The organism is Sphaerochaeta sp. (assembly GCF_050178175.1).
Classification (GTDB): Bacteria; Spirochaetota; Spirochaetia; order Sphaerochaetales; family Sphaerochaetaceae; genus Sphaerochaeta.
In genome coordinates, this window is record NZ_JBFXGH010000089.1 from 1 (window position 1) to 9,095 (window position 9,095).

Below are 9,095 nucleotides of genomic sequence, written 5' to 3' on the forward strand. Positions count from 1 at the left end.
AAATCAACCATCGAATGGCAAATGGGGCAACGGTAAAAGTTGATTTTCTTTGCCATAAGGCCTCCTTTCTTCTAAAGGTACCAAGGTTCGCTCAAAGAGGAAAGAGGAGGAGAGAAAAACATAACAGACTATTCATGGTCTTTAAACACTTTTCTCACATATTAGCTGTAGGTTGTGCCCAACAATGTTTCTAAAATATGGAGGAAACAATGAAAAAATTAAGTATTATCGTCCTGATGGTTATCACCCTGGCTTCACTCAGTGCAGCAGGAAAGAGTGAATCAGCGAATGTTGCAACAAACTCCTTCAGCTGGATTGAAGGACCTGGAGTTGGAGGCCTTCCTGGCGTAAACCCATTGAAGGTCAGCGGAAATATCATCACTGCTGGAAGCTCCACCGTCTACCCCCTTTCTGAGCGCATGGCTGAAAGGTTCAAGGAAGAAGGGTATAGTGGTGTTATCACCATTGACTCGATTGGAAGTGGCGCAGGTTTTGAACGCTTTACCGTATCCGGTGAGACTGACATCTCAAATGCAAGCCGCCGTATCAAGGAAAGCGAGATTGAGGATGCCAAGAAGATCGGCAGAAACCCCATCGAATTCAGGGTTGGAACCGACGCGCTTGCAGTGGTTGTTAGCAAGGAAAACACCTTCCTGAAGAATGCAACCATGGAAGAGCTGGGAAAAATTTTCAGCACCGCCACGTTGTGGTCTGACATCAATCCTGCCTATCCTGCCGAGCCAATCCAGCGTTTCATTCCTGGAACCGACAGTGGTACCTTCGACTACTTCGCTGAGGAGGTGTTCGACAAGAATTCTGAACCATTGCTCTCAGCAAATCACTTGCAGCTCAGTGAGGATGACAATATCCTGGTACAGGGTATCAAGGGCAGTCCCTATGCAATCGGGTTCTTTGGCTATGCATACTACAGTGAGAATGCCGACTCTCTCAACATTCTCAGTATCAACGGGATTGAAGCAAGCAAGGAGAATGTGGACAACAACTCCTATCCCCTGGCAAGGCCTCTCTTCCTCTACAGTGATGCCGAGATCATGAAGAGCAAACCACAGGTTGCAGCCTTCCTGGATTTCTACCTCAGCTATGTCAATGAAGAGGTTGTAGGTGTTGGTTACTTCCCTGCCAATGAGGATGAGCTGAACAAGGCTCGCCAGGCTTGGTTGGATGCTACCCGGGGTGCCTACTAACTCACCACGGTTCAAGGTTGGCCGCATCGATTGGTGCGGCCAATTCCCATGAAAACTAGGATATACAAGTATGACACAACGGCATATCACCCATCCTTTTGGAAAGAGACGTAGACTGCATGAGCGGATTATTGAAACCATCCTGTTCCTGTTTGCATTGTTCTCCGTCGTGATTACGGTTGGGATTGCGGTGATTCTCATTCGCGAATCCTTTCTCTTTTTCTCAGATCCTGAGGTCACCTTGGTTGAATTTTTCACTGGAAAGACCTGGCAACCCATGATCGGGTTGTTTGGTTTTCTCCCCTTGCTGAATGCAACCATCATGACGAGTGTTATAGCCATGTTGTTCGCTATACCCCTTGGGCTGTTTGTGGCAATCTATCTGGCAGAGTATGCTTCTGACAAGGTCAGGGGTAGACTCAAGCCGATTCTTGAGGTGTTGGCAGGGATCCCCACCATCGTATACGGCTATTTTGCCCTTACTTTCATGACCCCGTTGCTTCGTTCCATTTTCGGTCAGGAGACAGTGGAGATTTACAATACGGCAAGTGCAGGTTTGGTGATCGGGATACTCGTGCTCCCCATGATTGCCACCATGGCCGAGGATGCCATATCAGCCGTTCCCCAGGAGTTGCGCCTTGCAGGTCTTGCTCTTGGTGGTACCCCGTTAGAGACCACGTTCCGTGTTGTGCTTCCTGCGGCATTGAGCGGGCTCAGTGCAACATTCCTCCTCGCTCTCTCCAGGGCTATCGGAGAGACCATGATTGTTGCCTTGGCAGCAGGGGCAGGACCGAATATGACGTTCAACCCCTTCGAGGCTGCCGAAACCATTACAGGATACATCGTAAGGATCAGCGGTGGGGATGTCAGCTACAACTCGGTTGATTACAACAGTATTTTTGCACTTGGGTTGGTGTTGTTCATCATCACCTTCACACTGAATCTTATCTCAAGAAAAGTTTCAGATATTTTCTATCAGGAGTATGAATAATATGCAGACAGAATCGATGTTTGGCACCAGAGCAGAAAGCCTGCTCTTGATGCAAAAACGCGCTCGCTTATCGATATTCTGGAAAGTGATATTTATCTTTTCCACAGCAGTCGCTGTCTTGTTCCTGTTGCTATTGCTTGTATCGGTGATTGACTCCATCTTTGGGTATGCAGTCATCAGAAATGAAGTGAATATTTCAGAGTTGAGCAATGGGGCTTCTTCCTTGGATGAGTTCTCCCGGTCTCAATTGGAGGAGACTGCAAGGAACAACCTCTCCAGTGGCATACTGAGAAAGGTGGAGTATGAGAAGCCGATAGCAGAACGTTCCGATCGTGAATTGCGTGCCCTGATAGAGCAATATATCATCAAACCAACAGTACTCAGAAGCTGGGGTCTTTGGGGCTCGATCACCAAACAGGATGAGATTGCTGCATTCATGGCGAATCAGGAAGATTCTTACCTGATCTTCAAGAGCTGGATAACCCCGGATTTTCTTACCAATGACCAAAGTGCCAATCCCCTCAATGCCGGCATTCGCACTGCGCTTCTTGGTTCTCTCTGGATTATTGCCATTACCTTTATTTTGGCTTTCCCCATCGGGGTGGGGTCAGCCATCTACCTGGAGGAGTATGCGGAGGATACAAAACTGAATCGGATGCTGCAGCTCAACATCTTCAACCTCAGTGCAGTACCTTCAATCATCTATGGGCTTTTGGGGTTGGCCGTGTTCGTGAGGGCCATGGAAGGGGTGACCAGTGGGGCCTTTCTCTCTACGGTGGACGATACCACTGCCAATGGCAGGACTATTCTCAGTGGAGGGCTAACCTTGGGATTGTTGGTACTCCCGATTATTATCATCAACACCCAGGAAGCACTCAAGGGTGTACCCGATTCACTGAGGATGAGCAGCTATGGAGTGGGAGCTACAAAGTGGCAGACCATCTGGAGCCAGGTGCTTCCCGTCAGTTTTGACAGGATTTTGACCGGAACGATTCTCGCTCTCTCCAGGGCTTTGGGAGAGACTGCGCCGCTGGTGGTAATCGGTGCCTCGACGTTCATCAGCGTTGACCCTTCCAGTATCTTCTCGAAATTCACGACCTTGCCGATTCAGATTTACCAGTGGTCGGCTCGTCCCCAGGGTTCATACCGCAATATTGCAGCAGCAGCCATCATTGTCTTGTTGGTACTTCTGCTTGTATTGAACAGTGGGGCAATCTATCTCAGAGACAAACTCGCCAAGAAAAAGAGGATGGCAGCATGAAAGTAATGCAAGCAACAGAAGCAGAAAGTTTTGAGTTCCTTGGAAAACCCAAACCGGATATAAAACAGGAAATCATAACCCTGGAGGATGTGAATATCCATTACGGCAATTTCCATGCAGTCAAGGATACATCCCTTCCCATCTATGAGAAACAGGTTACTGCATTCATTGGACCTTCAGGATGTGGGAAGAGTACGGTACTGAGAAGCATCAACAGGATGAATGACATGATCAGGGGGGCAACGATCGATGGCAAGGTACTGTTCCATGGCCATGATCTCTACGCGAAGGATATTGACCCGGTTCTGATCAGAAGAAGCATCGGCATGGTGTTCCAGAAACCCAATCCATTCCCAAAATCAATTTATGAGAATATAACCTGGGGTGCAAAAATCAATGGATTCAGAGGGAATTATGACGAACTGGTGGAGACGAGCCTGCAGAAGGCGGCTCTCTGGGATGAGGTCAAGGATAAGCTTAAGCAAAATGCCCTTCGCCTCAGTGGAGGACAGCAGCAGCGTCTTTGCATCGCAAGGACCCTGGCCGTACAGCCGGAGGTGATACTGATGGATGAACCGGCCTCAGCGCTCGATCCCATTGCAACAGGCCGTATCGAGGAATTGATCCTCGAATTGAAGAAGTATTATACAATTGTCATTGTCACCCATAACATGGGTCAGGCATCCCGTGTTTCAGACAATACCGCATTCTTCATGGTTGATGAGAATCGGACAGGGTATCTGGAGGAGTATGCTCCCACCGAGCAGCTGTTCCTTAACCCGGCACACAAAAAGACGGAAGAGTACATCTCTGGAAAATTCGGTTGATCCGAGGAGGAAATCATGGACCAAACTATCAGTAAGCTTGATGAGAAGATGCAATTCTTCCAAGAAATGCTCATTCAAATGGTGAATCGGGTGGAGGAAGCAATCTACCAGGCACAATATTCGTTCAGAAACCACGATGTGGAGTTGGCCAAGAAAGTCATTGCCAACGACTGGTTCATCGACCAGCTGCAGGAGATGGTGGAGAACGATGCGGTGCGACTCCTGGTAAGCGAGACCCCTTATGGCCACTATATGCGCCATATCATTGCAGGGATAAAGATTGTATCCAGCTTGGAGCGCATGGGTGACCATGCCGCTCATATGGCCAAGATGGCAAGTAGTGAAGAGGAGGCAATGTTCATCCCGTTCGTAGAGCGTATCAGTGAAATGGCACTGCTCGGTGCTACGATGACCCGTAAGGTTGTTGAAGCCTTCATTGATGTGAAGGCAGAGAAGGCCATCGAGGTTGCAGCCCTTGACGACAAGATGGATGCAGAGCGGGATGCCTTGAATGCCGATCTGTTTGCTCTCCGGCCAGAGACAGAGAGAGAGATGGAACGTGTTCTCAATCTCTTCTATCTGACGAAGGAGATGGAACGATATGGGGACCATGTGACGACCATATGCCGCTGGATTGTCTACATGGACAAGGGGCAACGACCGAAGCTCAATGGACCGAAAAAGACAGAATAGGAAACCCCAGAAGTTGGATCACGATGCAACATCCTCCCCAAGGGGGGGATGTTCCTTAGTGGTTTTTGTAGAGTTCTTCACTTCGTTTCTGCAGGTCCTTCAGGTTCCCACCCATCCTCGGGAGTGTGATGGTGAAGGTGCTTCCTTTTTTCAGTTCACTCTCAAGCGAGAGTTTTCCCCCGTGGACATTCACGATATGTTTTACTATGGAGAGACCAAGACCGGTTCCTCCCTGGCTCCTGCTTCTCGCTGCATCAACCCGGTAGAACCGCTCGAAAATCCTATCCTGGACATCCTTGGGTATACCAATACCATGGTCCTTGACGCTGAAGATAATCTGGTCCTCACGTACTCTTGCCGAGAGATGGACCTTTGACCCTGGTTCAGAGTAGTTCAATGCATTGATCACCAAGTTGGTCAACGCCTGGGCGATCAGATTTTCATTGACATAGAGCAGGAGATTATCTGGATTGTCTGAGACAATGTGCAGGCTGCTGCCGCGTTCCTCGAACCGATAGGAACAAGCTTCTTCCGTTTCCCCTATGATTTGCTCCAGGGTGGTCCAGCTCATGGAAGCATTATGCTGTTCTTGCTCCAGACTGCTGAGCAACAACAAATCCTCAACAAGTTGTCGCATTCGGTTGGCTTGCCTGCTGATGATTTTTGAGAAGTGGATGATCTCCTCTGGCTTCTGTGTCTCTGTGAGTGCTTCCGCAAATCCTGCAATTGAGGTAATGGGGGTTTTGAGTTCATGACTTACATTAGCTACAAAATCCTTTCGGATTTGCTCAAGGCGTTTCAACTCTGTCATGTCATTTATGGAGAGTACCACTGAGTTGATGATTCCTTCGGATGATCGGACAGCACAGGTGAGCATCCTCAATTCCCGCACCTGTTGTTTTCCTGCAATTCGTGCAGTCTGCCCAAAAAGGTGGCCATATTGCTCAATGGTGAGTTCCCTCTCCTCTCCATCCCGTAGTGTGGCGTTGCAGAGAGTACGTACCTCATTGGAACTGATAAGCTGGGAAAGATTCTTGTCGAGGACGGAGCCCCTCTGGTCAGTGAAGAGTAATTGTGCCTCCCTGTTTGCTACCTTGATGTTCAGGTTTCGGTCAAGGAGGAGAATCCCTTCACTAAGGCTGTTGAGAATGGCCTCCACTTGGTTCTTACTGAACTCAACCTGAGAAATCTTTTCCTCGATCTCTTGGGCCATCTCTTCCATGGTATGGGAGAGTTCAGCGAGTTCCTGGGGGGAAGAGAGATGCAGTCGTGCTTGGAGGTCGCCTGTTGCATATTTACGAGCAAGTTCCTTCAACTGGTCTAGTGGGCGGGTGATCATGGAGATGACGAAGAAGGTGAGGAGCAGGAAAAAGAGCACCAGCACACCAATACCTCGGAAGAAAAGAGTCTGATAGGTTTTCTGGTACCCGGAGAGTTGACTGAGTGTCTTGGAGACTCTCAGTATGGCAATGGTGGGATGGTCTTCCAATGCTACTGCCCAGTAGAGGACGGGAAGATTCTGGGTGCTGCTCCGCCGTTCACTGGAAGCACTCCCATTCCTCAACGCTGCTTGTACTTCCTCGCGATAGAGGTGGTTGTTCATCGTCTCTGCTGCGTAGTCAGAGTCAAAGAGAACAACGCCTTCCCTGTTGATGATGGTAATCCTGGTTGCAGTGGAAGCCGCATACGAGTCAAAATGTTCCGTCATCCATGGTTCTGATGAGTTCTTGGAGAGGGTTGCCAGATACTCTGCCTTTGCAGAGAGCTCTGCATAGGTTGTTTCCCTGATGGTAGTGGCAAACGAGCGGTTTGCAATCCACATACTGCCAATGAGGGAGCACACCAGAACCAGAAAGGTAGTCAATGCCAAACGTGCACGAATGCTTTTGTATTGCATAATTTTCCTCACTTGATTCTACCAACGTTGGTTCAAGCAAGACAAGAGAAGTGTACGGTATTCATACTTTCTTCACAATTAATCTCCCTTCCCTCTTTTTTCTTTCTGTGGTATGGTTTTCTTATTATTAGGAGTTTGCAATGAATCTCACGGTGCAGGAAAAAAATCCTGCTGGTCTCTATGATACCCCTCTGCTGCATCAGTCGTATTTCTGGTCTCAAGTGAAGGAGAGCCAAGGATACCACACCAAAGCATTTGACATAAAAACACCGCTTTCTGAACTTAATGGGAAACCAGGCTCCTCTTATGTCCTGGATGACATCCTTGTCCAGATGATACCGGTCAATCGGTACCAAAGCATTGGGTATGTCCCCTATGGACCGGTATTGAATCCTGATGAGGAGAGGATGGGTCCATTCCTGGAGGAACTTTCGATGAGCGTAAAAGAAAAGCTACCTTCCCAGTGTCTTCTGCTTCGCTACGACCTTCCCTGGCAATCAATCTGGGATGATGATGTTTCCCTCACCACGCAGAATCTCCGACTCAACTGGGGGACCAACAACAAGAAGCTGAGAAAAGCAGTCTCGAACCAGCTTCCCAGCAATACCATGTTCGTGAATCTGCTGGGGAGTGAAGAGCAAATTCTCTCTCGCATGCATCACAAGACCCGTTACAATATTCGTCTTGCACAACGAAAGGGAGTAGAAGTCCGCCAGGTTGGGAGAGACCACCTGGATACCTTCCACTCACTGTACAAGGAGACCTGTGAACGGAACCGGATAACGTCGCACGACCGCTCATATTTTGATGCACTGTACAGCGCTGAAGATGAGGGAGCTGAAATTGTACTTCTGATGGCTTTCTTTGATGGACAGCCGCTCAGTGCCATGTTCCTCAGTCGTTCAGCACACCGTGCAACCTATCTCTATGGGGCCTCTTCCTCCCGGATGAGGAACTCCATGAGCACCTATGCCTTGCAGTGGCATGCAATTCAGCTGGCTAAGAGATGGGGATGCACTGAGTATGACCTCTTCGGGGTCTCCCCTACGGTGGGTATGCACCACCCGATGAGTGGTCTCTATACCTTCAAGAAAGGGTTTGGTGGTACCATCTTCCAGAGGATGGGTTGCTGGGACTTTGCGTATGATGAGGAACAGGCTTCTCAGCTATTCGCCTATGAGATGGTAGGGGAGGGGTATCATCTGCGCTGAAACAGCAATGTTGCCACACCTCCGCAGATCATCCCGATACTGCCTGCACGTTCATTGCTCAAATCATAGCGTACCGTATGGTCTTGCATCTGTGCATCCATGAGCATCTTCTGTGCCTCTTTGATCGCCCTGTCTTCAATCTCCCCTCCACCAACGGTTCCCATCATGGTCCTGTCAGCAAACAAGGCCAGCTGGAAACCGACTTCACACGGGGCTGAACCATGTTTTTCCACTACACGGACGAGGATATGGCACTCACCGGTTGCTTGTCGGGCAAGCAACTGTTCATCGATCCTGACCGCTTGTTCCTTCTTGCGGTATTCACTGATGACCTGCGCAAGAATGGAGAGAGCTATCTCCGAGGAAGTCACTGCACCGATATCCAGACCGATGGGAGCCTTCACCGATGCAAGTTCTGCTTCACTGTAGTTTGCATCACGTAGGGCATCAAAGGTGTTTGCAACCTTCTTCTTGCTGCCGATCATGCCTATGTAGGAGTGGGGTAGGCGTAGTGTCTTCTCCAGGCAGAACCTATCATAGGCATGCCCTCTCGTGGTGATGATGAAGTACGGTCTGATCCATGATTGAGGCCTTTCGAGAACCTCTTCAAACGAGGCACAGAGACAGGTAGCCTGTGGAAACCGTTCCTGATTACAGAATTCTGGGCGATCGTCCACGATTGTGACCCGTAAGGCAAGGTCGATTGCGAGATGGTAGAGATCGAGGGCAATATGACCACCTCCAAAGATGACCAGATGTACATCACTGGAAAGTCTCTCCCTGAGGAAGCTGGGATCATCCCAGTCATGCTCGCCTCTCCCAAGGCAGGCAATGACCTTCTGGTTCTGCAGGATTGCCTCATCTCCTGTGTAGGGACCCTGTATTATAGTCCTGCGTTCGACGATATCATGTTTCAATGCACTGAGCAGTTGTGTGTAGTAATGTTGCCTATCCATGGTTCCTCCTGGCAAGGACAGTGTGTTTACTCCATTCTAACGGATTGAAGGTAA

Annotated in this window: 8 protein-coding genes; 6 read left to right on the forward strand and 2 right to left on the reverse strand. The window is 49.1% G+C overall.

The features are described 5' to 3' along the window. Window positions 1-209: 209 nt before the first annotated feature. From AB7S66_RS09425 to phoU, 5 genes are all read left to right on the forward strand, one after another. Window positions 210-1,205 carry a PstS family phosphate ABC transporter substrate-binding protein gene (locus AB7S66_RS09425; protein ID WP_428519377.1) on the forward strand — a complete coding sequence of 332 codons (996 nt, stop codon included), beginning with the start codon at window positions 210-212 and terminating at the stop codon, window positions 1,203-1,205. 70 nt (window positions 1,206-1,275) lie between these two features. Then, complete coding sequence (pstC, locus tag AB7S66_RS09430; RefSeq protein WP_428519379.1) at window positions 1,276-2,196, forward strand: phosphate ABC transporter permease subunit PstC; 921 nt, start codon at window positions 1,276-1,278, stop codon at window positions 2,194-2,196. Next, window positions 2,189-3,457 (forward strand): phosphate ABC transporter permease PstA, encoded by a 1,269-nt coding sequence (pstA, locus tag AB7S66_RS09435; RefSeq protein WP_428519381.1) that lies wholly within the window; start codon window positions 2,189-2,191, stop codon window positions 3,455-3,457. The genes pstC and pstA overlap by 8 nt, the downstream gene beginning before the upstream one ends. Continuing rightward, window positions 3,454-4,284 (forward strand): phosphate ABC transporter ATP-binding protein PstB, encoded by an 831-nt coding sequence (gene pstB / locus AB7S66_RS09440; RefSeq protein WP_428519383.1) that lies wholly within the window; start codon window positions 3,454-3,456, stop codon window positions 4,282-4,284. The genes pstA and pstB overlap by 4 nt, the downstream gene beginning before the upstream one ends. Window positions 4,285-4,299: 15 nt before the next feature. Beyond that, a complete protein-coding gene (gene phoU / locus AB7S66_RS09445; protein WP_428519385.1) occupies window positions 4,300-4,977 on the forward strand; it encodes a phosphate signaling complex protein PhoU in 678 nt (225 codons plus the stop codon). Window positions 4,978-5,032: 55 nt separating this feature from the next. On the opposite strand, the gene AB7S66_RS09450 is transcribed toward phoU, so the two are convergent. After that, a complete protein-coding gene (locus tag AB7S66_RS09450; protein WP_428519387.1) occupies window positions 5,033-6,874 on the reverse strand; it encodes an ATP-binding protein in 1,842 nt (613 codons plus the stop codon). Between the two features lie 140 nt (window positions 6,875-7,014). Between AB7S66_RS09450 and AB7S66_RS09455 the strand changes: the two genes are divergently transcribed. Beyond that, window positions 7,015-8,085, forward strand: coding sequence for a lipid II:glycine glycyltransferase FemX (locus tag AB7S66_RS09455; protein ID WP_428519389.1), 1,071 nt, complete (start codon window positions 7,015-7,017; stop codon window positions 8,083-8,085). Here AB7S66_RS09455 and AB7S66_RS09460 read toward each other — a convergent pair. Then, window positions 8,073-9,041, reverse strand: coding sequence for an XdhC family protein (locus AB7S66_RS09460; protein ID WP_428519391.1), 969 nt, complete (start codon window positions 9,039-9,041; stop codon window positions 8,073-8,075). The two genes, AB7S66_RS09455 and AB7S66_RS09460, sit on opposite strands and share 13 nt — an antisense overlap. Window positions 9,042-9,095 lie beyond the last annotated feature (54 nt).

Excerpts from the sequence above, each read along its gene's own strand:
- AB7S66_RS09455 (WP_428519389.1), top strand. The coding sequence starts at position 7,015 with ATGAATCTCACGGTGCAGGAAAAAAATCCTGCTGGTCTCTATGATACC.
- pstB (WP_428519383.1), top strand. The coding sequence starts at position 3,454 with ATGAAAGTAATGCAAGCAACAGAAGCAGAAAGTTTTGAGTTCCTTGGA.
- pstC (WP_428519379.1), top strand. The coding sequence starts at position 1,276 with ATGACACAACGGCATATCACCCATCCTTTTGGAAAGAGACGTAGACTG.
- phoU (WP_428519385.1), top strand. The coding sequence starts at position 4,300 with ATGGACCAAACTATCAGTAAGCTTGATGAGAAGATGCAATTCTTCCAA.
- AB7S66_RS09460 (WP_428519391.1), bottom strand. The coding sequence starts at position 9,041 with ATGGATAGGCAACATTACTACACACAACTGCTCAGTGCATTGAAACAT.
- AB7S66_RS09450 (WP_428519387.1), bottom strand. The coding sequence starts at position 6,874 with ATGCAATACAAAAGCATTCGTGCACGTTTGGCATTGACTACCTTTCTG.
- pstA (WP_428519381.1), top strand. The coding sequence starts at position 2,189 with ATGAATAATATGCAGACAGAATCGATGTTTGGCACCAGAGCAGAAAGC.
- AB7S66_RS09425 (WP_428519377.1), top strand. The coding sequence starts at position 210 with ATGAAAAAATTAAGTATTATCGTCCTGATGGTTATCACCCTGGCTTCA.